This is a genomic window from Blastococcus sp. TML/M2B (genome assembly GCF_016612865.1).
Lineage (GTDB): Bacteria > Actinomycetota > Actinomycetes > Mycobacteriales > Geodermatophilaceae > Blastococcus.
Genome location: NZ_JAENZZ010000002.1, coordinates 526,653 through 550,202, shown reverse-complemented (window position 1 = coordinate 550,202; position 23,550 = coordinate 526,653). Strand labels below are relative to the sequence as shown.

Below are 23,550 nucleotides of genomic sequence, written 5' to 3'. Positions count from 1 at the left end.
GGACGTCGACCCGGCAGGTCGCGCCGGTCAGCCGCCGGCGAGCTTCTGCAACCGGGTCGCCAGCGCGGCCCGCCGGTCGGCATTGCCGTGCAGGTCGACGTACCGCTGCCCGAACTGGGCCAGCAGGGTGTCGTCCAGCCGGCGGACCGCGCCCGGGGGATACCGGTAGTCCATCCGGGCGGTGATGCCGCTGTCGTCGGCGCCGCGCAGCACCTCGCCCAGCTCCACCAGGCTGGTCACGCCCAGTTCGAGCAGCAGGCCGGAGATCCAGGTGTAGTGGTCCGGGCGCGACCAGCCGGCGTCGGCGTACTGCCCGGCGAGGAAGGCAGCCAGTTCCCGGGGCGCGATCCGTGGGTCGTCGGGGTCGACGTCGTCGGCGTCGTCACCGGGAACCGGCCCCCGGAGGCGCTCGCGGATCGCGGTGAACTCCTGGTCGGCCAGCTCCAGCAACCCGGCGGCCAGGGTGAACCGGCGGTCGAACTCGGACGCGTGCTCGTCGGGCACCGTTCCCTTGTAGCGGATGTCGTGCTCGAACTCGGCCCACGCGTGCTGCAGCACCGTGCGCACCTGCACCTGCACCACCCGGCCGTCCAGCTCCGGCCACTCGGCCACCCGGGCGGGGTCCACGGCGATCAGCAGGTGCCGGCTGGCGTAGCCGAACCGGCCCTGCTGCGCGGTCTGCCGCCCCATGTCCCGGTCGTCGATCACGACCACCTGCGCGGCCAGCAGCTCGGCGACCGCCTCCACGTCGCTCTGCACGTAGGCGATCACCCGCACGCCGATCTGGTCGGTGATGTCCCGCAGCGGGTCGGGATAGGCGGGCACGCCGTCGACCGTGCGGGCCGCCTTCTCGGCGAACGAGGTCACGCTCTTGGTCCGCCCGGTCACCGTCAGGTAGTTGATCCCGGCGTCGTCGAGCAGCTCGGTGACGAGCGCGAGCGCCTGCGTCCCGGCGACCAGGGTCTCGGGCCGCCTGTCGGCGTATGCCTGGATGGCCTGCTGCAGCGGGTCCGGCGGGGGCGCGGTCACCCGGGGGCCGGGCTCCAGGTCCGGCGGTAAGGTCGGGGTCACGATGGCGCCGGCGGCCGCGTCGCCGTAGGTGGTCACCTCGTCCGGCCGCCGGACGGCGATCCAGCCCACGTAGGCGCAGACCACGGCGTCCACCTGGTCTTCGGCCACCCGCAGCTCGCTCTTGCGGGCGGCGGTGAGCACCTGCTCGCGCAGCGCGGCGAACGGCGCCCCGAGGTCGAGCTCCACCACCGCGCCCAGGAGGTCGACGAGCAGGAGCAGCTCCGCGCGCATCTGCTCGAGCGTCCGGCCCGGCTTGTTCTTGTACTTGAGCGTGCGGCCCAGCCGGAACAGCGCCACCGTCGCCGCGTGCGGGTAGACCTCGATGGCCCGGCGGTCGCGGCCCGAGCGGGGGTCGAGGTCCAGCTTCAGGCGCCGGGCGATCCGTCCGCCGCGGGTGTCACCGTCGGTGAACTCGGGTTTGCCGGTGTTCGTCGGGTGCGCCCCGGCCTGGAACCTCGCGAAGTCGGCGTTGAGCGCCCGCTCGGCGGCCCGGTTCCCGGTGGCGTTGGTGACCACCAGCGGGGCGTCGATCGCCACGATGCACGGGCCGGCGGTGAACGGGGCCAGCGCCGTCTCGATCTCGTCGTCTGTGCGCACCGCGCTGACGTGGACGAGCCGGCCGTCGTCGTCCAGCACGGCGAGGCCGCTGGGTTGCCTGAGCCCCCAGGCGAGGTCGATCCCGATGTGGTGCACGGGGTCAGCTTGCCCTGCGGCACCGACGACCGGCAGCGAACGCAGCGAGGGGTGGGCGTTCCCGCGGGAACGCCCACCCCTCGCTCAGGTCATCCGGCGGTCTGCGCCTCGCGCCGCGGGAGCACCCAGTCCGGCCGTACGTAGTGGCACGTGTAGCCGAACGGGATCTTCTGCAGGTAGTCCTGGTGCTCCTCCTCGGCCTCCCAGAACGCGCCGGCCGGCTCCACCTCGGTGACGACCTTGCCCGGCCAGATGCCCGAGGCGTCGACGTCGGCGATCGTGTCCTCGGCGACGCGCTTCTGCTCGTCGCTCAGGTAGAAGATCGCCGAGCGGTAGCTGCGGCCGATGTCGTTGCCCTGCCGGTTCTTCGTCGACGGGTCGTGGATCTGGAAGAAGAACTCCAGCAGCTCGCGGTACGAGATGACGTCGGGGTCGAAGACGATCTCCACCGCCTCCGCGTGGTCACCGTGGTTGCGGTAGGTGGCGTTCGGGGTGTCGCCCCCGGAGTAGCCGACGCGGCTCGAGAGGACGCCGGGGCGCTTGCGCAGCAGCTCCTGGGCTCCCCAGAAGCAGCCGCCGGCGAGGATCGCGGTCTCAGTGGTCAACGTGTGCCTCCTTCTTGTCCAGCACACCTGGTGAACGCCGTGAGCGGGGATGTGTTCCGGTGAGGTCAGGCGGGGCCGGCCACCGGTGGGGAGTCGAGGATGCGGGGCCGGTACTCGACCAGCTGGATGCCGCCGTCGAACGTACGGTGCTCGGTCATCTCCAGGGCGACGTCGGGGTAGCCGTCGTAGATGCGCTCCTCGCCCGTGGCCCCCGTGATGACCGGGAACATGCCGACGCGGAAGCGGTCGACCAGGCCGGCGGCCATCAGGGCGCGGCACAGGGTGAGGCTGCCGATCGTGCTGAGGATGCCCGTCCGCTCCTCCTTGAGGGCACGGACCGCTCCGACGGCGTCGCCGCGCACCAGCGTGCAGTTCGCCCAGGACAACGGCTCCTGCAGGGACGACGAGAACACGACCTTGGGCGCCTGTGTCAGCTCGTCGACCGACGCCTCCTCCTCGGGCCGGAACTCCTCCAGGCCGTCCGGGACCTCGCCCGCGGCGAAGCCCGACATCAGGCGGTAGGTGTTCGCGCCCATCAGGTAGGTGACCGGCGGCTGCTCGCCGAGCCAGGCGAGGTACTCCGGGCCCTCCATCCCCCAGAAGCCGGGCCAGCCCCTGCCCGACGCGTAGCCGTCGAGGGAGGTGATGAAGTCGACGAGCAGCTCTGCCATGGGTCCTGTCCCTCCGTGGTGGTGATGCTCCGACCCGGCGGGAGCCGCGAACTCATCGGCGGCGGTGGTTGCTGAGCTCGTGCTCGGTGCGCTGGGCTCGATAGGCGGCCAGTTCTGCGGCGGCGCGGTGCGCGGTGGGCTCGTCGAGCACGGGTGGCAGGTCTGCGAGGTGGGCGCGCCACATCTCGTTGTCGCGGAGAGGGAGGACGAGGACGTCCCCGCGGCGCTCGGGGGACGTCATCTCGGGGGCTCCCGACCCGGTGAGCACGAGGACGGGGGACACCGGGACTGCGACCCCGCGGCTGGCCAGCAGCCGTTCGATCCGCCGCGCCCCGTCGCGCGCCTGGGCCAGCTTGTCGTCCAGCGCCAGCACGCGGTCCAGGTGTCCGCGGCGGCTGAAGCTGGCTTTGACCTCCACCGCGAAGCAGCCGGCCGGTGCGAGGACGACGTGGTCGACGTCGACGTGCTCGAAGGAGACGCCGCTGACGACGTCGAACACCCCCGGCGTGCTCAGGAGCGCGGTGCCGGCGTCGTCTTCCAGCGCGCGGCCGAGCCGGGGGAACAGGCTGCCGTCGGCGATCGCCAGCATGACGATGACGAGCACCGTGACGGCCCCGAGGTAGGTGCCCACCGCGACCCCGGACCAGAAGGACCAGGCGCGCAGCAGGAACGCGGCCAGCGCGCCCGAGACGGCGAAGGCGCCCAGGGTGACCGCGAGCTCGCGCCAGCGGGCCCGGAGCAGGTGCTGCCGTCGGGTGCGCAGGTCCCGATCGAGCCAGGACGCCCGTCGCCGGGGACGCGCCTCCCTCCACCGACCCAGCGCTCGGCGGCGGTCCCTCCCGGTGTCGCTCACGACCTCCTATCGGCCGGACGGGCGGAATACCTGAGCCGTCAGGTGACGTGGTGGGCGAAGAACCGGTTGCCGTTCTCGCCCCCGAACTCCGGATCGCCGATGTGCCCACCTGGTGCGCGCGGGGCTCGGTCGAGCGGATGTCAGGGTTCCCCCGCGCCGGACCACCAGGCCGGAGTGCCGGAGGCCGGCGGGGCGGCCTGCCGCCAGTCGCGCGGTGGCGAGCCGAAGGCCTGCCGGAACCGTCGGCTGAAGTAGGAGGGGTCGGTGAACCCCCAGCGCCGGGCGACGACGGCGATCGGGCGGTGCCGGTGCGCGACGTCGAGGAGGTCCCGGCGTGCGCCCTCCAGCCGCTGGTCGATGATCCACTGCTCCAGGCTGAAGCCGGCCGCCGCGCACAACCGGTAGAGCTGGCGGACCGACACCGCGTGCGCCGCGGCGATGCGCCCGACGTCGAGGTCGGGCTCGCCGAGGTGCTGGTGGACGTAGGCGCGCACCTGGGTGAGCAGGGTTTCCTGGAGGACCTCGTCGACCGACCGGCCGGCCGCGCCGGCGGAGGCGAGCAGCGTGCGCACCAGGTCCACGGTCGCGGCCGCGATCGACGGCACCGTCGGTTCCGCGGACAGCAGCTCGGCGTCCCGGGTCACCTGCTGGAGGTGGACCCGCACCAGCCCGTGCAGCGAGCTGCGGTGGATCCGGGGGAGCGCCCGGCGGACGACGTCGACGGGCAGGCCGAGCCGGCCGACCGGCACCTGGACCGCCCGGCAGACCCCGGGCCCGGTCCACCGGTACCCGTAGGGGGAGGCGACCTCGGTCGCGGCGAGGCTGCCTCGGGGCACCACCCGCTGGCGCCCGAACTGCTCGTGCAGCGCGACGCCCCGTTCCTGGACGGCGAAGGAGACGGTGGGCACGGCGTCCGCGCCGATGTCGCGACGTGACCGGTCCAGCGCCACCTCGCCGGCGAGCGCCAGCCGCAGCACCGGGACACCGGCGAGGTCCCAGGAGTCGAGGCGGGCGCTGGCGGGCCGGCGGGGATCGGGAAAGCGGATGCGGGAGACGAGGACCGCCTGGAGCCGCTCGGCCACCTCGTCGGGGCGGCGATGGGCCGGATCCAGCCGCTCGGTGTCGAGCACAGTGACCACGGGCGCTCCCTGCGCGACGACCAGGCGACTGCTGACCGGGTGGAGCCTGACCTCCGGCCGACCCGCTGGGAAGGCCTTCGGGAGCGCTGCCGGCGGCGGCAGGCAGGGTCCACAGCCTGGCGGTCAGGGCACATCGCTGGGCCCTGCGCCCCGCCCCTAGCGTCGGGTTCCCCGCGACCGGTGCGGCCGCGGCCGGCGTCGACGCATCCGGGAGCAGGAGGCCCACCATGCCCGTCATCACGAGCCCCGACGGAACCGAGATCTCTACAAGGACTGGGGCTCCGGTCGGCCGATCGTCTTCAGCCATGGCTGGCCGCTGTCCGCCGACGACTGGGACGCGCAGCTGATGTTCTTCCTCGCCCAGGGCTACCGGGTCATCGCCCACGACCGGCGCGGCCACGGCCGCTCGGCGCAGGTGGCCGACGGCCACGACATGGACCACTACGCCGACGACCTCGCCGCGCTCACCGAGCACCTGGACCTGCGGGACGCCGTGCACGTCGGGCACTCCACCGGTGGCGGGGAGGTGGCGCACTACATCGCCCGGCACGGCCAGGACCGGGTCGCGAAGGGCGTGCTGATCAGCGCGGTGCCGCCGCTCATGGTGCAGACCGACGCCAACCCCGGCGGCCTGCCCAAGGCCGTCTTCGACGGCATCCAGCAGCAGGTGGCCACCAACCGCTCCGCCTTCTACCGGGAGCTGGCGGCGACCGCGTTCTACGGCTTCAACCGGCCGGGCGTGGAACCGGTCGAGGCGATCATCGCCAACTGGTGGCGGCAGGGGATGGCCGGCGGGGCGAAGGTCCACTACGACGGCGTCGTCGCCTTCTCCCAGACCGACTTCACCGACGACCTTAAGAAGATCACCGTTTCCGTGCTGGTCATGCACGGCGACGACGACCAGGTCGTGCCCTACGCCGACTCCGCGCCGCTGTCGGCCGAGCTGCTGCCGAACGGAACGCTGAAGACCTACGCGGGTTTCCCGCACGGCATGCCGACGACGCAGGCCGAGACCATCAACGCCGACCTCCTGGAGTTCATCCGCAGCTGAGCCGGGGCACCCGGTGGGCGCACCGCCGGTCCGGGCCTCCTAGGGTCGCCGGTCGTGCTCGATCGACGGACCGGACTGCTCGGACTGCTGCTGGCGGTGCTCTCCGCCGCGGCCTTCGGCACGTCCGGGGTCTTCGCCGCGGCGCTGCTGGAGGCCGGCTGGAGCGCCGGGGCCACCGCCGCCGTCCGGATGGCCCTGGGCGCCCTGGCGCTGACCGTCCCGGCCGCCCTCCAGCTGCGCGGCCGCTGGTCGCTGCTGCGCGCCAACGCCCGCGCGGTGCTGGCCTTCGGCGCGCTCGCCGTCGCGCTGCCCCAGCTGGCCTTCTTCTCCGCGGTCGCCCGCCTCTCGGTGGGCGTCGCGCTGCTGCTCGAGTACTCCGCCGTCCTGCTGGTGGTGGCGTGGACCTGGGCCCGGCTCGGGCAGCGACCCAGCGCGGTCACCGGCGTCGGGGTCGCCGTGGCGCTCGCCGGGCTGGTGCTCGTGCTCGACGTCGCTAGCGGCGCCCGGCTCGACCCCGTCGGCATCGCCTGGGGCCTGGCGGCCGCGCTGGGCCTGGCCGCGTACTTCGTGCTCTCCGCCCGGTCCGACGGCGCCCTGCCCCCGCTGGTCAGCGCGTGGGCCGGGCTGGCCGTCGGCGCGCTGCTGCTCGGAGCGGCGGCGCTGATCCGCGTCGTGCCCTGGTCGACGACGGCGGACGACGTGGAGCTCGCCGGCCGCTCGACCGGCTGGCTGGTCCCCGTCCTCGGCCTGGCGCTGGTGACGGCCGCCTTCGCCTATGCGACCGGCATCGCCGCCGTCCGCCTGCTCGGCTCCCGGCTGAGCTCGTTCGTCGGGCTGAGCGAGGTGCTGTTCGCGGTCGTGACGGCGTGGCTGGCGCTGGGGCAGCAGCCCGGCGCCGTCCAGCTGGTCGGTGGCGTCGTCGTCCTGGCCGGGATCGTGCTGGTGAGGCTCGGCGAGCGACCGGCCGGCGACCCGGCCCTCGCCGTCGTCCCCGACCCGGTCAGCGCGCAGACCCCCTGACCGCCCGGCCCCCGCTCACCAGGGGACGACGCCGGCGTCCTCGAAGAAGCCGCCGGTGGGGCCGCCGTCGGGCAGGGTGGCCAGCCGGATCGGCGTCGCCGCGCCCTGCTGCGGGGTGCGCACGCCGCGGAAGCCGTTGAGGTCGGTGGCCACGTAGCCCGGGCAGGCGGCGTTGACGAGGATGCCCGTGCCGTCGAGCTCGCGGACGTACTGCAGCATCACCGCGTTGAGGAAGGTCTTCGAGGGGGAGTAGGCGACCGCCACCGGCCCGGCGGAGTCGTTCCCGACGGAGCCCACCTGCCGGGTCAGCGACCCGACCCCGCTGGACACGTTCACGATCCGCGGCGACGGCGAGCGGCGCAGCAGCGGCAGCATCGCGTTGGTCACCCGGATGACGCCCAGAACGTTGGTCTCCACGACCGTGCGGATGACGTCGAGGTCCGACGTCGTCGGCAGCTGCTCCCGCGAGCCGCTGATCCCGGCGTTGTTCACGAGCGCGTCCAGGCCGCCGACCCGCTCCTCGACCAGCGCGGCGGCCGCGGCGACGCTGCCGTCGTCGGTGACGTCCAGGCGGGACGCCGAAGGCGTCGACGCCGGCGTCGCGCAGCCGGGTCACCGCCTCCTCCCGCCGGGCCTCGCCCCGGGCGCCCACGCCCACCGTGTAGCCCAGCGCGCCCAGGCCTGCCGCGATCTCGTAGCCGATCCCCTTGTTGGCGCCGGTGACCAGCGCACTCTTCGTCTCCGTCATGGCATCGAGCCTGCGCCCGGGGAGGACCGCGGGTCCAACACCACCTGGGTACCGACCGATACCGCGGGGGTATGGATGACGGCGCGAGCGGAGCTACGCTGGGTCGTGGACACGCGGGAGCTGCGCTACTTCGTCGCCGTCGCCGAGGAGCTGCACTTCGGCCGGGCGGCCCAGCGGCTCGGCATCGCCCAGCCGCCGCTGTCCCGGGCGATCAGCCGGCTCGAACGCCGGCTCGGGGTCGCGCTGCTGACCCGCACCAGCCGGTCGGTCGTCCTCACCGCACCGGGTGCGGTCCTGCTGGAGGAGGGCCGCGCCGCCCTCGACGCGCTCGACGCCGCCGAGAACCGGGTCCGCCGGGCAGCGCTGGCCGCCGACGGCGAGCCGGGCGTCGTCCTCGCGGTCAAGGCGGGCGCCTCCGGCGAACTGCTGGCCAAGCTGCTGTCCGCGCACGCCGTCGAGCCGGGTGCCGCCCGGATCGAGGTGGAGCTGTGCGGGCCGGGGCAGCAGACGCGGCTGCTGCGCAGCGGGCGGGCCGACGTCGCCCTGCTGCACCTGCCGTTCGACGACGTCGCCGGCCTCGACACCGAGGAGCTGCTCACCGAGGGCCAGGTCGCGGTCCTGCCGGCCGGGCACCCGCTGACCACGCGCCGGGGGCTGCGCCTCGCCGACCTCGACGGCGTGCCCGACCTGCCGCACCCCCGCTGGCCCGGGCCGGACGGGGGCTACCCCGACGGGCCCGGGCCCGAGGTGCACGACTCCGCCCAGCTGCTCCAGCTCGTGTCCCTCGGCCGGACGCTGGTGGTGGTGCCCGAGTCGGTGCGGGCGCAGCTGCCCGAGGGCGTCGTCGCCGTTCCGGTCGTCGATGCGCAGCCGGTCACCACCGTCATAGCCTGGCCGCCGCACAGCCGCTCGCTCGCCGTGGCGCAGCTGGTCGAGACCGCCCTCCGGCTGTGAGCCGGCAGCCGAGAACGAACGAGAGGACGCGCGTTGCTGCTCCGGCTGCTCCGTGACCACCTGAGGTCCTACCGGGCGCCGCTGCTCGCGGTCGGCGGGCTGCAGCTGGTCAGCACCATCGCCTCGCTGTACCTGCCCCGGCTCAACGCCGACATCATCGACAACGGCATCGCCCGCGGCGACACCGGCTACATCGTCAGCACCGGCGGCTGGATGCTCGCGGTCACGCTGCTGCAGATTCTCGGCTCGATCGGCGCCGTCTGGTTCGGCGCGCGCACCGCGATGGGTTTCGGCCGCGACCTGCGCGCCGCGGTCTTCGAGCGCGTGGGCACGTTCTCGGCACGGGAGATGAACGCGTTCGGCGCCCCGTCGCTGATCACGCGCAACACCAACGACGTGCAGCAGGTCCAGATGCTGGTGCTGCTCTCCTGCACGATGCTCGTGTCCGCCCCGATCATGTGCGTCGGCGGCGTGGTCATGGCGCTGCGCGAGGACATCGGCCTGTCCTGGCTGATGGTCGTCTCCGTGCCGGTGCTGGTCGTCTCCATCGGCCTGGTGATCCGCCGGATGGTGCCGCTGTTCCAGCTCGTCCAGACGCGCATCGACGTGGTCAACCGGGTGCTGCGCGAGCAGATCACCGGCATCCGGGTGGTGCGGGCCTTCGTGCGCGAGCCGCAGGAGGTCGCCCGGTTCGCCCGCGCCAACGCCGACCTCACCGACGTCGCGACCGTCGCGGGTCGGCTGCAGGCGCTGATCTTCCCGATCGTCATGCTCGTGCTCAACGTGTCCAGCGTCGGCGTGCTGTGGTTCGGCGCCGGGCGGATCGACGCAGGGCAGATGCAGATCGGTGCGCTGACGGCGTTCCTCGCCTACCTGCTGCAGATCCTCATGGCGGTCATGATGGCCACCTTCATGGCGATCATGATCCCGCGCGCCGCGGTCTGCGCCGACCGCATCGCCGAGGTCCTGGACACCGAGGGTTCGGTCCGGCCGCCCACGGCGCCGGTCACCCCCGAGCGCTCGGACGGCGAACTGGTCTTCGACGCGGTGACCTTCCGCTATCCCGGCGCCGGCGCCCCGGTGCTCTCCGACGTCTCCTTCACCGCCGCGCCCGGCCGCACCACCGCGGTCATCGGCAGCACCGGTGCGGGGAAGACGACGCTGATCTCCCTGGTCCCGCGGCTGTTCGACGCCACCGGCGGCGTCGTCCGGCTGGACGGCGTGGACGTGCGCGACCTGGACCAAGAGCTGTTGTGGAGCCGGATCGGCCTGGTCCCGCAGCGGCCCTACCTGTTCACCGGCACGGTGGCCAGCAACCTGCGCTACGGCAACCCGGAGGCGACCGACGAGGAGCTGTGGGCCGCCCTCGAGGTCGCCCAGGGCGCCGACTTCGTGCGCGCCATGCCCGACGGGCTGGACACCGCGGTCGCCCAGGGCGGCACGAGCGTCTCCGGCGGCCAGCGGCAGCGGCTGGCGATCGCCCGGGCGCTCATCCGCCGTCCCGAGGTCTACCTGTTCGACGACTCGTTCTCCGCGCTCGACCTCGGTACCGACGCCCGCCTGCGGGCCGCGCTCAAGCCGGTGACCGCCGACGCGACCGTCGTCATCGTCGCCCAGCGGGTCTCCACCATCGCCGACGCCGACCAGATCGTGGTGCTCGACGACGGCGCCGTGGTCGGCATCGGCCGGCACGAGGAGCTGCTGACCTCCTGTGCCGCCTACGGCGAGATCGTCGCCTCCCAGCTCAGCACCGAGGGGGCGGCGGCATGAGCGAGGCCACGGAGGACGACGCCCGGGGTCAGGACGCCGAGACCGCCGAGGCGGCCCGCGGCATGGCGACCCAGCGGCGCGGCGGTGGCCCGCCGTGGGCGGGGGCCGGGCAGCCGGCCGAGAAGGCGTCGCACTTCGTCCCCTCCGCCACGCGGCTCGCCGGCCGGCTCCGCATCGAGCGGCTCGGCGTGTGGGTCGTGCTCGCTCTCGGCGTGCTCAGCGTCGCGCTCAACGTCATCGGCCCCTGGCTGCTGGGCCGCGCCACCGACGTCGTCTTCGCCGGCGTCATCGGGCGGCAGCTGCCCGAGGGGCTCACGCCGGCCGAGGCTGCCGCCCGGGCGCGCGCGGACGGCGACAGCACCGTGGCCGGCGTCATCGAGAACCACGACGTCGTCCCCGGCGCCGGCGTCGACTTCTCCGCGCTCGGCTCGGTCCTGCTCGCCGTCGTCGCGGTGTACCTGTTCGCCTCGGTGCTCGGCTACGGGCAGGGCTACCTGCTCAACGGCATCGTCCAGCGCACCGTCTACCGGCTCCGGGAGGACGCCGAGGCCAAGCTCAACCGGCTGCCGCTGGCCTACTTCGACGGCCGGCAGCGCGGCGAGGTGCTCTCCCGTGTCACCAACGACATCGACAACGTCTCGACCAGCCTCCAGCAGACGATGAGCCAGCTCCTGACCTCGCTGCTCACCGTCGTCGGCGTGCTGGTGATGATGGTCGTCATCTCGCCGCTGCTGGCGCTCATCGCGCTGCTCACTGTGCCGCTGTCGGTGCTGCTCACGCGGGCGATCGCGAAGCGCAGCCAGAAGCACTTCGTCGCGCAGTGGCGGCACACCGGCGCGCTCAACGGTCAGATCGAGGAGTCCTTCACCGGGCACGAGCTGGTCCGCGTGTTCGGCCGGCGACGCGAGGTCGAGGAGACCTTCCGGCAGAAGAACGACGAGCTGCTCGAGTCGAGTTTCGGTGCGCAGTTCATCTCCGGCCTGATCATGCCGTCGATGATGTTCATCGGGAACCTCAACTACGTCGCGGTCGCCGTCGTCGGCGGGCTGCGGGTGGCCTCGGGGTCGATGAGCCTGGGCGACGTCCAGGCGTTCATCCAGTACTCGCGGCAGTTCACGCAGCCGCTCACCCAGGTGGCCTCGATGGCCAACGTGGTGCAGTCCGGCGTCGCGTCGGCCGAGCGCGTCTTCCAGCTGCTCGACGCCCCGGAGCAGTCGCCGGACCCCGCGGTGCCCGCGGTGCCCGCGGTGCCCGCGAGCCGCCGCGGCCGGGTCGCGTTCGAGCACGTCGCCTTCTCCTACCGGCCCGACGCGCCGCTGATCCGCGACCTCTCCCTGGTGGCCGAGCCCGGCCAGACCGTGGCGATCGTGGGCCCCACCGGCGCGGGCAAGACCACGCTGGTCAACCTGATCATGCGGTTCTACGAGATCGGCGCCGGCCGGATCACCCTGGACGGCGTCGACACCGCGACGATGAGCCGCGCCGAGCTGCGCTCCGCGGTCGGGATGGTCCTGCAGGACACCTGGCTGTTCGGCGGCACGATCTTCGACAACATCGCCTACGGCAACCCGCGCGCGACGCGCGAGCAGGTGCTCGAGGCGGCCCGGGCCACCTACGTCGACCGGTTCGTGCAGAGCCTCCCCGACGGCTACGACACCGTCATCGACGAGGAGGCCTCCAACGTCTCGGCGGGGGAGAAGCAGCTCATCACGATCGCCCGCGCCTTCCTGGTCGACCCGGCGCTGCTCATCCTCGACGAGGCGACCAGCTCGGTGGACACCCGCACCGAGCTGCTGCTGCAGAAGGCCATGGCCGCGCTGCGCACCGACCGGACCAGCTTCGTCATCGCCCACCGGCTCTCCACGATCCGGGACGCCGACCTGATCCTCGTCATGGAGGACGGCGCGATCGTCGAGCAGGGCCGGCACGACGAGCTGCTGGCGGCCCAGGGCGCCTACTTCCGGCTCTACGACGCGCAGTTCGCCGGCGCGCAGACCTGATCCGAGGTGCGGGGGCTCAGGCCTCCGACGCCTGACCGGCGGTCGCCAGGGTGAGGAAGGTGGCCGCCAGCCGGCGGCCGAACTCCTCGTCGATCGGCAGGCCCGTGACCGCGACCCGGGTGAGCAGGGGGGCGACCAGCAGCTCGACGAGCATGCCGACGTCGGTGTCCGGGGGGAGCTCACCGCGGTCGATCGCCCGGTCGAACGGCAGGCGCATGAAGGCGGTGTCCTGCTGGGCCAGCTCGTGCAGCCCCGCCCGCAGCTCCGGGTCGTCGGCGGTGGCGCGGGTCTGCACGAACGCCACGGTCGTCGGGCTCCGGAACAGCCGGACCAGGCCGCGGACCAGCGCGTCGACGTCGGCGGCCAGGCTGCCCTCGTCGACCCGCGGGTAGTGCTCCAGCTCGCCGGCGACGAGCACGTCCCGCACCAGCTGGCCCTTGGTCGCCCACTGCCGGTAGAGGGTGGACTTGTGCACGCCGGCCGCCGCCGCGACGTCGTCCAGCCGCAGCGCGGCGTAACCCTCGGCGACCAGGAGACGGCGGACCGCGGCGTGCACCTCCAGGCGCACCCGCTCGCTCAGCCCCCGCGGTCGCCCACCGGCTCGTCGTCCCGGTCACGGGGGCAGCGTCGCACGACGCGGAGGTTTTCTGCGACGGACCGTTGCAAAAAATGGCCCGCGCTGGCTAGCTTCACCGGGGCGGGCCGCCGGGGTCCCTGCACGCGCAGGGCCGGACGGCCGCCCGCAGCCACCGTCGTCCCAACCAGGGGAGTGCTCCGTGCAGCTCGAGAATGTGTCCGCCATCGTCACCGGAGGCGCGTCCGGTCTGGGGGCGGCCACCGCCCGCGCCCTCGCCGCCCGCGGCGCCAAGGTCGTCGTCGCCGACATCGCCGACGACAAGGGCAACGCGCTCGCCACCGAGATCGACGGCGCATTCGCCCACGTCGACGTCACCAAGACCGACGACATCATCGCCGCCACCGAGCTGGCCAAGACCCTCGGCCCGCTCCGCGTGCTGGTGAACTGCGCCGGCATCGGCTCGGCCAGCCGCACCGTCGGCCGCGGCGGCTACGAGACCGCGTTCAACCTCGACACCTTCCGCCGGGTCCTCGAGATCAACACCGTCGGCACCTTCGACTGCATCCGCATCGTCGGTACCGCGATGGCCGAGAACGAGCCGCTGGAGGACGGCGAGCGGGGCTCGATCCTGAACACCGCCTCCGTCGCCGCGCTCGACGGCCAGATCGGCCAGGCCGCCTACTCGGCGTCCAAGGGCGCCGTCGTCTCGATGACGCTGCCGATCGCCCGTGACCTCTCCGCCATCGGCGTGCGGGTGAACACGATCGCCCCCGGCCTGATCGACACCCCGATCTACGGCTCGGGCGAGGCCTCCGAGGCGTTCAAGGACAAGCTCAAGCGCGACGTGCTCTTCCCCAAGCGCCTGGGCTACTCGGAGGAGTTCGCCACCCTCGCCGTCGAGGTGCTGGCCAACAGCTACATGAACGCCGAGCTCATCCGCCTCGACGGCGGGGCGCGCCTCCAGCCGAAGTGACGCCTGCCTGACGGCGTCCTCCGGCGGGGAACGGGGCCGCCGGCCGCCCGGCTGCCTCCGGGCGGCCGCGGCCGGCGCCCGTTCCCCTCCTGCACCACCGCACGACATCGCGGAACGACGACCAACCCACCGAAGGAGAAGGCTGTGCCCGACGAGGTGCTCCTGGACCGCCAGGACGGCGTGCTCACCATCACGATCAACCGTCCGGAGGCGCGCAACGCCCTCAACCGGGCCGTCGCCGAGGGGGTCGCGGCCGCCGTCGACGAGCTCGACGCCTCCGACGACCTGCGGGTCGGCATCCTGACCGGCGCCGGCGGGACGTTCTCCTCCGGCATGGACCTCAAGGCGTTCATGCGCGGCGAGACGCCGAGCATCGAGGGCCGCGGCCTGTGCGGGATCGCCGAGACCCCACCGCGCAAGCCGCTCATCGGCGCGGTCGAGGGCTGGGCGCTGGCCGGTGGCTTCGAGCTGCTGCTCGCCTGCGACCTCGTCGTCGCCGCGGAGGACTCCCGCTTCGGCGTCCCCGAGGTCAAGCGGTCGCTGGTGGCGGCCGGCGGTGCGGCCCTGGCGCTGCCCCGTCGCATCCCCCAGTCGATCGCGCTGGAGATGCTGCTGACCGGTGACCCGATCTCCGCGCCCCGCGCGGCCGAGGTCGGCCTGGTCAACCGCGTCACGCCCTCGGGCGAGGCGCTGGCCGGGGCGCGCGCCCTCGCCGCGGTGATCGCGGCGAACGGCCCGCTCGCCGTCGCCGCCACCAAGCACCTGGTCCGCTCCGCGCCGGACTGGACCTTCGCGCAGGGCTGGAAGGAGCAGGCATCGGTCATCGCGCCGGTCTTCGCCAGCGAGGACGCCCGCGAGGGCGCCACCGCGTTCGCCGAGAAGCGCGCGCCCCAGTGGAAGAACCGCTGACCGCGTTCCGGACGCGCTGACCAGGCAGGTCGCCCTCGGGGGCGCCGGCCGGCCGTACCTGGCCGGCCGGCGCCCCCGTTCGCGTTCCCGGAGGGGAGTCGACGTCCCTCCGGGACCCGCGAGAAACGCCACCGAGGGGGGCCTGTTGCCCTCGATGCTTCGAGTGTGAAACCGTCCGGGTGTAGCCGGGGTCACTCGGCGGTCCTGTTGCCCATCCGCCGAGGAGGCGTCGTTCCCGTGTCGTTGAGTCATCAGGAGGCCGTGGCACAAGTCACCAGCCCCGGGCAGATGTTCGAGCTCGCGCCGTGGACGCGGCCTGATGGCGTGACCTACGAGATCTTCAAGAACGCGCCGCCGAGCATGCGCGAGATCTTCGCCCTCTGCCGGGCCCACGGTGACGCGCCCTACCTCGTCTTCGGCGAGGAGCGGCGCAGCTTCAACCAGACGTTCGCCGAGGCCGACGCCTTCGCCGCGGCCCTGGTCGAGCGCTACGGCGTGCAGAAGGGCGACCGGGTCGCCATCGCGATGCGCAACTTCCCCGAGTGGGTCGAGGCCTTCATCGCGATCCTCTCGATCGGCGCCATCAGCGTCTCCATGAACGCGTGGTGGACCGAGGACGAGCTCGACTTCGCGCTCGAGGACTCCGGCGCCACCGTCATCGTCGCCGACGAGCAGCGGGCCGCGCTCGCCGCCGCCTCCGCCCGCCGCCTGGGTGCCCGCACCGTCGTCGTCCGGGCCTCCGCCCCGATCGAGGGTGCGGACCGCTGGGAGGACGTCGTCGTGACCGGCACGCCGCTGCCGGACGTGACCGTGGACCCCGAGGACGACGCCACGATCCTCTACACCTCGGGCACCACCGGCCGGCCCAAGGGTGCGGTCTCCACGCAGCGGGCCCTGGTCAACACCGTCATGGGCTTCCTGGCCCGCGGCGCCGTCGCCGCGCTGGTGACGCCGCCCGAGGACCCCGACGCCCCGCCCGGTGGCGCGATCCTCGCCGTCCCGCTGTTCCACGTCACCGGCTGCGTCGCGGTGATGCTGGGCTCGCTGGTCGCCGGCCGGAAGCTCGCGATCATGTACAAGTGGGACCCCGAGGCGGCCCTGAAGCTCATCGAGAGCGAGCGGCTCAGCGCCTTCGTCGGCGTGCCGACGCAGAGCATCGACATGCTGCAGCACCCCCGGTTCGCCGAGTTCGACACCTCGAGCCTGCTGTCGGTCGGTGGTGGCGGTGCCCCCACGCCGCCGGCGCTGATCGCCAACATCGACAACTCGTTCAAGGCGGCCACCCCCGGCTTCTCCTACGGGATGACCGAGACCAACGCGCTCGGCCCGAGCCTCGCCGGGCAGGAGGCCCTGGACAAGCCGATGGCCGCCGGCCGGGTGCCGCTGCCGATGCAGGCCGAGATCCGCGACCCCTCCACCTTCGAGGTGCTGCCGGTCGGCGAGCGCGGCGAGATCTGGTTCCGCGGCGTCAACCTCATCCGCGGCTACTGGAACCGTCCCGACGCCACCGCCGAGACGATCGTGGACGGCTGGCTGCGCACCGGTGACATCGGGCACCTCGACGACGAGGGCCTGGTCTACGTCGACGACCGGCTCAAGGACATGGTCCTGCGGGGCGGCGAGAACGTGTACTGCGCCGCAGGTCGAGGCCGCGATCTACGAGCACCCCGCCGTCATGGAGGCCGCCGTGCTCGGCGTCCCCCACGAGCGGCTCGGTGAGGAGGTCGCCACCGTCATCGTGCTCAACGATGGCGCCTCGCTGACCAAGGACGAGCTGGTCGGCTTCCTGGGGGAGCGGCTCGCCTCGTTCAAGATCCCGACGGTGATCGACATCCGCACCACCGCGCTGCCGCGCAACCCGGCCGGCAAGTTCCTCAAGCGGGAGCTGCGCGGCGAGCTGGAGCCCCAGCAGGGCTGATCGCCGCACCACCGCACGTACTCGGGCCGGACCCCTCCGCGGGGTCCGGCCCGAGCCGTGTCAGGCGGCGAGGCGGGCGGCGAGGTCGGCGCCGGCCTCCGTGGCGGCCTCCTCGGCCGTCTTGCGCATCAGCGCGGCCACCTCGCTGAACTCGTCGAGGGCGGGGTTGACCCCGACGAGGGTGAACTCCCGTTCGACCAGCGTGAGGTCGGCGTCCCAGATGTCGACGAGGATCCGCCGCAGGTAGTCGGTGCAGTGGTCCCAGCCCTCCCGAGGGGTGCCCGGACCGTAGGCGCCGCCCCGGGTGAGGACGGCGACGGTCGGCGTCCCCTCCAGCAGCCGGGTGCCCTGGGGTGCGCCGGCCAGGGCGAGGTCGATCCAGGTCTTCACGTGCTGGGAGACGCCGAAGTTGTACAGCGGCAGGGCGAGGACGGCGGCGGTCGCGTCCTGCAGCTCGGTGGCGACCTCGCCGGCCAGGGCGAGCGCCGCGCGCTGGGCGTCGCTGCGGTCGGCCTCGGGGGAGAAGGAGCCGGCGACGGCGTCGGCCCAGGCGGTGGCCGGCAAGGGCTGCTCGCCGAGGTGACGGCGCACGACCGGGACGTCGGGGCGGGCGGTGGTGAAGGAGTCGAGCACGCGGTCGGCGAGCGCGCTGCCGGCGGAGCGGGACCCCTGGATGGAGGCGTCGATGCGGAGCAGGGTCATGGGGTTCCTCGAGGCTCGGACTTGAATGTTCAACCCGGAGGTAGGACGTCGGACTTGAATGTTCAAGCGCGGCGGTACGATGGGCTCGTGAGTGCCGACACGGGCCGGGGGAGCGGCAGCGACGTCCTGTGGCTGTCGTCCGAGCAGCAGCAGGACTGGGCCGCCCTCATGCAGCTGGTCATGACGTTGCCGGCCGCACTCGACGCCCAGCTCAAGCGGGACGCCGGCGTGAACTCCTTCGAGTACCACGTGCTCGCCCGCCTCTCGATGGCCCGCGACCGCACCCTGGTGCTCAGCGAGCTCGCCGAGCAGGCGCAGGGCTCGCTGTCCCGGCTCTCGCACGCCGTCACCCGCCTGGAGCGGGCGGGCTGGGTGGTGCGGCGGACCTGCACCGACGGTGGTCGGCGCGTCGAGGCCCGGCTGACCGACGAGGGCTTCGCGAAGCTCGAGGCCATCGCCCCGGGGCACGTCCGCGAGGTGCGCCGGCTCGTCGTGGACGTCCTCACGCCGGCACAGCTCGGCGGCGCTCGGCGAGGCGGCCCGCGCCGTCGCGGCCGCCGTCCTCGAGGGTGCGCCGGAGGCCTGCGGGGAGGCCGGCGACTGCTGACCGGTCGGCCGGGGAGGCCCGCCGGTGTCCACCGCCGCGGGGCACCGGACGATGCTGTGCGTGCGCCCCCGGATCCGGGGGCGCGTCCGATCGAACGGGAGGTCTGCGGTGGACGGGGTGCCCGACGCGCTGCTGGACGAGGCGACGCGGATCGCCGACCTGCTGGTCGAGGTCCAGACGCGGGTGAACGCGCAGATCGACGCCGCGCTGGTCGAGCTGCTCCCGGAGGTCGCCCAGCGGCTCGGGGTCGCCGACGTGCCGCCGGTCGACCTCTCCGGGTTGGTGAACGCGCGGATCACCGGCCTGAGCGTCGTCGTCACCCCGGCGGCGGTGGCCTCGGTCGTCCCGCTGTCCGAGGCCTCCGTGGCCACCACCCGGGCGGCCCGCGGCGCGGTGGCCGACGCGCTGACCGGGGCCGACGACCGGCTCGTCGTCATCGCCGGCCCCTGCTCGATCCACGACCCGGCGGCCGCGCTGGAGTACGCCGGCTTCCTCGCCCGCATGCGCGAGCGGCACGCCGCCGACCTCGAGATCGTCATGCGCACCTACACCGAGAAGCCGCGCACCGAGGTGGACTGGAAGGGGTTCGCCTACGACCCGTTCCTCGACGGGTCCAGCCGGATCAGCGTCGGCCTCGTCGCCACCCGCATGCTCATGTGCCGGATCACCGAGCTCGGCGTCCCGGTCGCGGCCGAGCCGCTCAACGCGCTCACCCCGCAGTACGTCAACGGGCTGGTCACCTACAACGGCGTCGGCGCCCGCAACGTCACCGACCAGACCGCCCGCGAGCGGGTCTCGGGCTTCTCGTCCGTCGTCGGGTTCAAGAACTCCCCGGAGGGGAGCATCGACGCCGCCATCCAGGCGATCGTCGCCGCCCGTGCGCCGCACGAGTTCCTCGGCGTCGACGCGCACGGCGTCAGCGCCCAGCTGTCGACGACGGGCAACGACACCGGCCACGTCATCCTCCGCGGTGACAAGGCCGGGCCCAACTACTCGGCGGCGCACATCGCGGCGACGCGGGCCAAGCTCGCCGCGCGCGGGCTGCCCGAGGTGGTCGTCGTCGACGCCTCGCACGGCAACAGCCAGAAGGACCACCGGCGCCAGATCGAGGTCGTCCGCGACCTCGCCGGGCAGATCGCCGGCGGCGAGCGGGCGATCCGCGGCGTGATGGTCGAGAGCAACCTGGTCGCGGGCCGGCAGGACCTCGACCAGCGCAACCCCGAGCGGCTGGTCTACGGGTGCAGCGTCACCGACGCCTGCGTCGACCTGGCCACCACCGAGGCCATGCTGGCCGAGCTGGCCGGGGCGGCCCGGGCACGGCGCGCGCTCGGCTGACCCCGGCCGCCCGGGCGGCTCAGGCGACCTGCAGCGAGCGCTTGGACAGTCCCATCCAGAAGCCGTCGATCGCGAAGTCGCGCGGGGCCTCCGGGTCGGTGGCCGCGCCGAGGGTGACGAACAGCGGCGTGAAGTGCTCGACCGTGGGGTGCGCGTAGGGCATGCCCGGCGCCCGGTGCTGGTAGTCGGCCAGCGCGTCGACATCGCCCCGGGCGAGCTGCTCGGCGGCCCAGGCGTCGAAGTCCGCCGACCAGCCCGGCAGCGTCTGGCCGAGCCAGTCCGACCGGCTGAGGAACGGCAGCCCGTGGGTGGTGAACCCGGAGCCGATCACCAGCACGCCCTCCTCGCGCAGCGCCCGGAGCCGTCCACCCAGCCGGATCAGCTCGTCGGGGTCCGACGTCGGCAGGCTCAGCTGCAGGACCGGGATGTCGGCCTCGGGGTACATCACCTTCAGCGGCACCCACGCGCCGTGGTCCAGGCCGCGGTTCTGCTGCTGGTGCACCCCGGTGCCGCCGCCGAGCGCGCCCAGCACGCGGGCGCCGAACGCGGAGGCGTCCGGGGTGTCGTAGCGCATCCGGAAGTACATCGGGTCGAAGCCGCCGAAGTCGTAGATCGGCGTCACGTTCGCCTCGGTGCTGGACAGGCTCAGCGGTGCCGCCTCCCAGTGCGCCGAGACGATCAGGATCGCCCTCGGCCGGGGCATGGACCGCGCCCAGCCGAACAGCTGCGTCATCCAGGCGGTGTCCTCGAGCAGCGGCGGTGCGCCGTGGCTGAGGTACAGCGCCGGGAGGGCGCCGTCGGCCGGGGTCCACGGGGTCTGCGGACCCGCGGCGGCGACCCGGTCCAGGTGGCCGGCGTAGGGGTGGGACGAGGGCAGGGTCATGGCGGATCTCCGGATGTCGGTGCGACGGGCGGGGCGGGGGCGGTCAGTCGACGAGCCCGAAGCCGCCGGTCCACGAGATCTTCTCGCCGGCGGCCAGGGTGAGCTGCAGGAAGCCGAGCGCCTCGAGCTCGCGGGCCCGGCGCAGCGAGCCCGCGTCGACGGCGCGCAGGCCGCCGGCGGAGACGATCCCGGCGAGCAGCGCCTTGGCGTCCGCGTCGTCCCCGGCGATCAGCACGGTGGTGGGCAGCGGGCCGACCGTGCCGGCGGCCAGGGTGCCGGCGAAGGTGGTGTTGAAGGCCTTGAGGACGCGGGACTGCGGCAGCTGCGCGGCGATCTCGGCGGCGGCCGAGCTGTCGGCCGGGACGACGAGCGAGTCGAACGTCGCGAAGTCCAGCGGGTTGGTGATGTCGACGACGACCTTGCCGGCGAGGCTCTCGCCGCGCTGCGCCAGGACCTCCGCGACGGCGGGGTAGGGGACGGCGAGGACGACGACGTCGCCGGTGACCGCGCGGGCGCCGTCGGCGGAGCCGATCAGCTCCACGCCGTTGCCGCCCTTGGCGGCGATCGCCGCGATGGCCTGACCCATGGTCCCGGTTCCGATGATGCTGACGGTGCTCACGGCTGCTCTCCCTCTATTTGGTTGAAACGACAACAAACAAGGTACGCGGGTTTGGTTGAAGCGTCAAGTGACCTAGTGATGGCGGCATGGCAACCCGGTGGCTGACCGACGAGGAGCGCGTCGCATGGGTGCGGCTGGCCGCCGTGCTCGAGCTGCTGCCCGGCGTGCTGGACGGCCAGCTGCGCCGCGACGACGGGCTGAGCCACTTCGAGTACTTCGTCCTGGCGATGCTCTCCGAGGCCCCCGACCGCACCCTGCGGATGACGGCGCTCGCCGCGCGCACGAACGCGACCCTGCCTCGGCTCTCCCACGTGGTGAAGCGGCTGGAGGACCGCGGCCTGGTCCGGCGCTTCCCGTGCCCCGAGGACGGGCGCGCGACCAACGCGCAGCTGACGGGGGAGGGGTGGGACGCCGTCGTCGCCGCTGCGCCCGGGCACGTCGAGAACGTGCGCGCCTCGGTGCTGGACGCCCTCGACCCCGAGCAGGTCGGCCAGCTGGCCGCCATCACGGGGGCGATCCTGGGCCGGCTCGACCCGGACGGTGTCGTCCTGTCCCCGCAGCGGGACACCGGTTCCGGGCGCCCCGCCGAGGGCTGATCAGCCCAGCGCTGCCGTCACGCACCGCCCGGCGAGCGCGCGGGTGCGGGCGAGCGCGTCGTCGTCCGGCAGGTCCGGCGTCGTGGCCTGGCGGGCGAAGCGGCTGAGCAGCCCGTCGTAGAGCAGCAGCAGCGTGGCGGCCAGGTCGTCGGGACCGTCGGCGCCGGCGTCGACGGCCAGTCCGCGCAGCCGGTCCACGAGCAGCCGCGAGTCGGCGTCCAGCCACGGCCGGCCGGGGTGGCCCGGGGGCAGCTCGACCGCCGCCGCGAGGAAGCCGCAGCCGCGCCGGTTGCCCTCGGTCCGCCGGTAGGCGGCGAGGGCGTCGAACACCGAGAGCAACCGCTCGACCGGGTCGGCCGCCTGCTCCAGGACGTCGTCCCACGTCCGGCGCCAGACCTCGTGCCGCTGCTCGAGGTAGGCGGCCACGAGGGCGTCCTTGCCGCCGAAGTGGGCGTACATCGTCGCGGGCGACACCCCGGCCCGGCGCAGCACGGCGTCCACGCCGGTCGCGGCGATGCCCTGCTCGTAGAACAGCTCGCCGGCCGCGGCCAGCAGTCGCTCGCGCGCCGGTCGGGATGCGGGGGTCGCTGCCACGGACCTACTGTAACGATCGTTATGGCAACCGCATCGGCTCGTCCCGGCACCGTCCTCGTCGCGGCGGGCCTGGCCATCATCGCGGTCACCTACGGCCTGGCGCGGTACGGCTACGGGCTCTTCCTCCCCGAGTTCCGCGCGGACTTCGGGCTCTCCGCCGGCGCCGCCGGGGTGATCGCGGCGGGCAGCTACGCGGGCTACTGCGCCGCCGCGGTGCTGGCCGGCCGGCTGGTCGCCGGCGGGCGGGCGCGCGCCGCGCTATGGTGCGCCGGCGGGAGCGCCGCGCTGGGATGCCTGCTGGTCGCCGCGGCGTGGAGCGGGCCGGTGCTGGCCGCCGGGGCGCTCCTGGCCGGGAGCGGCGCGGGGGCGGCGACTCCGGCCACGGTCGCCGCGGTCGCGCGGACCGTGCCGCCCGCCGGGGTGCCGCGCGCCCAGGGGGTGGTCAACAGCGGCACCGGAGCCGGGGTCGTCGCCGGCGGGCTGCTGGTGCTGTCGGTGCCCGGCGCGTGGCGCTGGTCCTGGATCGCGTTCGCGGTCGCGGCGCTGGCCGCCACCGCCTGGGCCGACCGGAGCGCGCGGTGGGACGCCGCCCCCGCGTCGGCGCCGGAGGACCTCGGGACGCCGGGTGGTGGCCCGGCCCGCGCCCGGCTCACCCGGCCGATGGTCGCCGCCGTCCTGGCCGGTACCGGGTGCGCCGGGGTGTGGACCTTCGGCCGCGACCTGCTGGCCGACGACGGCGGGCTGCCCGACCGGCTGACCGGGCTGCTGTGGTGCGTCCTCGGCGCCGCCGGGCTGCTCGGCGGCATCAGCGGGGTGCTGGTGGTCCGCTTCGGTGTGCGGGCCGCCTGGATCGCCACCGTGCTCGCCGCCGCCGCCGGGACCGTCGCGCTCGGGCTCTCGGCCGGCGCGCCGCTCCGCGCCGCGCTCGCGCTGGCCTGCTTCGGGGGAGCGTTCGTCGCGCTGAGCGGCGTGCTGCTCGCCTGGGGCGGCCTGCGCGCCCCGGACAGCGCCCCGGCCGCCGCGGCCGCCCTGTTCACCGGGCTGACCGTCGGCCAGGCCGCCGGCGCCGTGATGCTGGGGTGGGTCGCCGACGCGACCAGCGCACCGGTGGCCTTCGGCGTGGCCGCCGCGGTGCTCGCGCTCTCCGCCGCGGCCGCCGAACCACGCCGGGCGGACGCACGGCCGGTGCGCGCCGGGCAGCGCTCGGGAGTGCCGGAACCCATGGTCTAGGGTGAGGCGAATTCTAGAACCGTGATCTAGGA

General features: G+C 73.9%; 23 protein-coding genes and 1 pseudogene. 12 read left to right on the top strand and 12 right to left on the bottom strand.

Translation table 11 applies throughout. The features are described 5' to 3' along the window. Positions 1-27 precede the first annotated feature (27 nt). From JKP75_RS11225 to JKP75_RS23895, 5 genes are all read right to left on the bottom strand, one after another. On the bottom strand, positions 28-1,764 hold the full coding sequence (locus tag JKP75_RS11225) for a DUF429 domain-containing protein (RefSeq protein WP_309229762.1): 1,737 nt from the start codon (positions 1,762-1,764) through the stop codon (positions 28-30). A gap of 89 nt (positions 1,765-1,853) precedes the next feature. Then, entirely contained in the window at positions 1,854-2,369 is a 516-nt protein-coding gene (msrA, locus tag JKP75_RS11220) for a peptide-methionine (S)-S-oxide reductase MsrA (protein WP_200491123.1), read from the bottom strand. A 65-nt stretch (positions 2,370-2,434) separates the two neighbouring features. Next, a complete protein-coding gene (locus JKP75_RS11215; RefSeq protein ID WP_200491124.1) occupies positions 2,435-3,040 on the bottom strand; it encodes a dihydrofolate reductase family protein in 606 nt (201 codons plus the stop codon). Between the two features lie 52 nt (positions 3,041-3,092). Further along, positions 3,093-3,893 carry a nuclease-related domain-containing protein gene (locus JKP75_RS11210; protein ID WP_200493083.1) on the bottom strand — a complete coding sequence of 267 codons (801 nt, stop codon included), beginning with the start codon at positions 3,891-3,893 and terminating at the stop codon, positions 3,093-3,095. Between the two features lie 140 nt (positions 3,894-4,033). Continuing rightward, positions 4,034-5,032 (bottom strand): helix-turn-helix domain-containing protein, encoded by a 999-nt coding sequence (locus tag JKP75_RS23895; RefSeq protein WP_200493082.1) that lies wholly within the window; start codon positions 5,030-5,032, stop codon positions 4,034-4,036. A 346-nt stretch (positions 5,033-5,378) separates the two neighbouring features. Here JKP75_RS23895 and JKP75_RS11200 point away from each other — a divergent pair, with 346 nt between their 5' ends. After that, on the top strand, positions 5,379-6,083 hold the full coding sequence (locus JKP75_RS11200; RefSeq protein ID WP_242471291.1) for an alpha/beta fold hydrolase: 705 nt from the start codon (positions 5,379-5,381) through the stop codon (positions 6,081-6,083). 54 nt (positions 6,084-6,137) lie between these two features. Then, the gene (locus tag JKP75_RS11195; RefSeq protein WP_200491128.1) at positions 6,138-7,103 is read left to right on the top strand and encodes an EamA family transporter; all 966 of its coding nucleotides are present in this window, start codon (positions 6,138-6,140) and stop codon (positions 7,101-7,103) included. 15 nt (positions 7,104-7,118) lie between these two features. On the opposite strand, the gene JKP75_RS11190 is transcribed toward JKP75_RS11195, so the two are convergent. Then, on the bottom strand, positions 7,119-7,631 hold the full coding sequence (locus tag JKP75_RS11190; protein WP_255523351.1) for an SDR family NAD(P)-dependent oxidoreductase: 513 nt from the start codon (positions 7,629-7,631) through the stop codon (positions 7,119-7,121). Positions 7,632-7,740: 109 nt separating this feature from the next. Beyond that, positions 7,741-7,851, bottom strand: a pseudogene (locus tag JKP75_RS24595) (dehydrogenase); the annotation flags it as partial. 105 nt (positions 7,852-7,956) lie between these two features. Between JKP75_RS24595 and JKP75_RS11185 the strand changes: the two are divergent. From JKP75_RS11185 to JKP75_RS11175, 3 genes are read left to right on the top strand one after another with little or no spacing between them, the layout of a single operon-like run. After that, on the top strand, positions 7,957-8,805 hold the full coding sequence (locus tag JKP75_RS11185; RefSeq protein ID WP_309229760.1) for a LysR family transcriptional regulator: 849 nt from the start codon (positions 7,957-7,959) through the stop codon (positions 8,803-8,805). A gap of 33 nt (positions 8,806-8,838) precedes the next feature. Further along, entirely contained in the window at positions 8,839-10,575 is a 1,737-nt protein-coding gene (locus JKP75_RS11180; protein WP_200491131.1) for an ABC transporter ATP-binding protein, read from the top strand. Continuing rightward, the gene (locus JKP75_RS11175) at positions 10,572-12,575 is read left to right on the top strand and encodes an ABC transporter ATP-binding protein (RefSeq protein WP_304504653.1); all 2,004 of its coding nucleotides are present in this window, start codon (positions 10,572-10,574) and stop codon (positions 12,573-12,575) included. Before JKP75_RS11180 ends, JKP75_RS11175 begins: the two co-directional genes overlap by 4 nt. 16 nt (positions 12,576-12,591) lie before the next feature. Here the strand turns inward: JKP75_RS11175 and JKP75_RS11170 are convergent, their stop codons facing one another. Beyond that, entirely contained in the window at positions 12,592-13,143 is a 552-nt protein-coding gene (locus tag JKP75_RS11170; RefSeq protein WP_200493081.1) for a TetR/AcrR family transcriptional regulator, read from the bottom strand. Positions 13,144-13,351: 208 nt separating this feature from the next. Here JKP75_RS11170 and JKP75_RS11165 point away from each other — a divergent pair, with 208 nt between their 5' ends. The 4 genes from JKP75_RS11165 to JKP75_RS11150 all read left to right on the top strand — a co-directional run bounded on the left by JKP75_RS11165 (position 13,352) and on the right by JKP75_RS11150 (position 16,952). Further along, positions 13,352-14,125, top strand: coding sequence for an SDR family NAD(P)-dependent oxidoreductase (locus tag JKP75_RS11165; protein ID WP_200491134.1), 774 nt, complete (start codon positions 13,352-13,354; stop codon positions 14,123-14,125). A gap of 144 nt (positions 14,126-14,269) precedes the next feature. Beyond that, positions 14,270-15,034: a crotonase/enoyl-CoA hydratase family protein gene (locus JKP75_RS11160; RefSeq protein WP_200493080.1), complete on the top strand. Its 765-nt coding sequence runs from the start codon at positions 14,270-14,272 to the stop codon at positions 15,032-15,034. Positions 15,035-15,295: 261 nt separating this feature from the next. Further along, positions 15,296-16,753: a class I adenylate-forming enzyme family protein gene (locus JKP75_RS11155; RefSeq protein ID WP_200493079.1), complete on the top strand. Its 1,458-nt coding sequence runs from the start codon at positions 15,296-15,298 to the stop codon at positions 16,751-16,753. Further along, positions 16,722-16,952, top strand: a complete 231-nt coding sequence (locus JKP75_RS11150; protein WP_309229759.1) for a hypothetical protein — start codon at positions 16,722-16,724, stop codon at positions 16,950-16,952. The genes JKP75_RS11155 and JKP75_RS11150 overlap by 32 nt, the downstream gene beginning before the upstream one ends. Positions 16,953-17,012: 60 nt before the next feature. Here the strand turns inward: JKP75_RS11150 and JKP75_RS11145 are convergent, their stop codons facing one another. Beyond that, the gene (locus JKP75_RS11145; protein WP_200491136.1) at positions 17,013-17,654 is read right to left on the bottom strand and encodes an FMN-dependent NADH-azoreductase; all 642 of its coding nucleotides are present in this window, start codon (positions 17,652-17,654) and stop codon (positions 17,013-17,015) included. A gap of 715 nt (positions 17,655-18,369) precedes the next feature. On the opposite strand from JKP75_RS11145, the gene JKP75_RS11135 reads away from it, so the two are divergent. Then, positions 18,370-19,596 carry a 3-deoxy-7-phosphoheptulonate synthase gene (locus tag JKP75_RS11135; RefSeq protein WP_309229758.1) on the top strand — a complete coding sequence of 409 codons (1,227 nt, stop codon included), beginning with the start codon at positions 18,370-18,372 and terminating at the stop codon, positions 19,594-19,596. A 19-nt stretch (positions 19,597-19,615) separates the two neighbouring features. Here JKP75_RS11135 and JKP75_RS11130 read toward each other — a convergent pair whose 3' ends face one another. Beyond that, positions 19,616-20,479 carry a dioxygenase gene (locus JKP75_RS11130; protein ID WP_200491137.1) on the bottom strand — a complete coding sequence of 288 codons (864 nt, stop codon included), beginning with the start codon at positions 20,477-20,479 and terminating at the stop codon, positions 19,616-19,618. 43 nt (positions 20,480-20,522) lie between these two features. After that, entirely contained in the window at positions 20,523-21,098 is a 576-nt protein-coding gene (locus JKP75_RS11125; protein WP_200491138.1) for an NADPH-dependent F420 reductase, read from the bottom strand. A gap of 86 nt (positions 21,099-21,184) precedes the next feature. Between JKP75_RS11125 and JKP75_RS11120 the strand changes: the two genes are divergently transcribed. Further along, complete coding sequence (locus tag JKP75_RS11120; RefSeq protein ID WP_200491139.1) at positions 21,185-21,694, top strand: MarR family winged helix-turn-helix transcriptional regulator; 510 nt, start codon at positions 21,185-21,187, stop codon at positions 21,692-21,694. Here the strand turns inward: JKP75_RS11120 and JKP75_RS11115 are convergent, their stop codons facing one another. After that, positions 21,695-22,288 (bottom strand): TetR/AcrR family transcriptional regulator, encoded by a 594-nt coding sequence (locus JKP75_RS11115; protein WP_200491140.1) that lies wholly within the window; start codon positions 22,286-22,288, stop codon positions 21,695-21,697. Between the two features lie 21 nt (positions 22,289-22,309). Here JKP75_RS11115 and JKP75_RS11110 point away from each other — a divergent pair, with 21 nt between their 5' ends. Beyond that, positions 22,310-23,518 carry an MFS transporter gene (locus tag JKP75_RS11110; protein ID WP_200491141.1) on the top strand — a complete coding sequence of 403 codons (1,209 nt, stop codon included), beginning with the start codon at positions 22,310-22,312 and terminating at the stop codon, positions 23,516-23,518. The last annotated feature ends 32 nt before the right edge of the window (positions 23,519-23,550 follow it).

Excerpts from the sequence above, each read along its gene's own strand:
- JKP75_RS11215 (WP_200491124.1), bottom strand. The coding sequence starts at position 3,040 with ATGGCAGAGCTGCTCGTCGACTTCATCACCTCCCTCGACGGCTACGCG.
- JKP75_RS11130 (WP_200491137.1), bottom strand. The coding sequence starts at position 20,479 with ATGACCCTGCCCTCGTCCCACCCCTACGCCGGCCACCTGGACCGGGTC.
- JKP75_RS11120 (WP_200491139.1), top strand. The coding sequence starts at position 21,185 with ATGGCAACCCGGTGGCTGACCGACGAGGAGCGCGTCGCATGGGTGCGG.
- JKP75_RS11110 (WP_200491141.1), top strand. The coding sequence starts at position 22,310 with ATGGCAACCGCATCGGCTCGTCCCGGCACCGTCCTCGTCGCGGCGGGC.
- JKP75_RS11200 (WP_242471291.1), top strand. The coding sequence starts at position 5,379 with ATGTTCTTCCTCGCCCAGGGCTACCGGGTCATCGCCCACGACCGGCGC.
- JKP75_RS11145 (WP_200491136.1), bottom strand. The coding sequence starts at position 17,654 with ATGACCCTGCTCCGCATCGACGCCTCCATCCAGGGGTCCCGCTCCGCC.
- JKP75_RS11175 (WP_304504653.1), top strand. The coding sequence starts at position 10,572 with ATGAGCGAGGCCACGGAGGACGACGCCCGGGGTCAGGACGCCGAGACC.